The sequence below is a fragment of the Clostridium sp. TJA038 genome (genome assembly GCF_058310255.1).
Map to the genome: position 1 here is coordinate 1 of NZ_JBZEFA010000028.1, position 581 is coordinate 581.

A 581-nucleotide genomic window follows, 5' to 3' on the forward strand; every position below is an offset into this window, starting at 1 on the left:
TCCTTTCTAAGGAATACATCTTAGGATAACTAAGATGAAAATGAATTCTGGATAATATCTCTGTTTAATTTTGAGAGACTATCTCTCAAAATTGTTCTTTGAAAATTGCACATAATTTAATTTATAGAAACAACAAGCCAAATTGGCAAAACCAATTTCTATTCTTTGTAAAAAGAGAACTATAACTAATATAGGTCAAGCTACAAAGGGCGCATGGTGAATGCCTTGGCATCAGGAGCCGATGAAGGACGTGATAAGCTGCGATAAGCTTCGGGTAGACGCACATAGTCTGAGATCCGAAGATTTCCGAATGAGGAAACTCACATGGGAAACCCCATGTATCCTTAAGTGAATACATAGCTTAAGGAGGGTAACCTAGGGAACTGAAACATCTAAGTACCTAGAGGAAGAGAAAGAAAAATCGATTTTCTTAGTAGCGGCGAGCGAAAGGGAAAGAGCCCAAACCGGAAACTTGTTTCCGGGGTTGTGGACATAACATGAAAGTGGAGGCTATTGTAACTGAAGAGAACTGGAAAGTTCCACCGTAGAAGGTAATAGTCCTGTAAGTGAAACGAGAAGAC

1 rRNA gene is annotated in these 581 nt (G+C 39.2%); it reads left to right on the plus strand.

Features of this window, described 5'->3' with window-relative positions:
- Positions 1 to 193 precede the first annotated feature (193 nt).
- Positions 194 to 581 (plus strand): 23S ribosomal RNA (locus tag AC4FQV_RS11900); the annotation flags it as partial.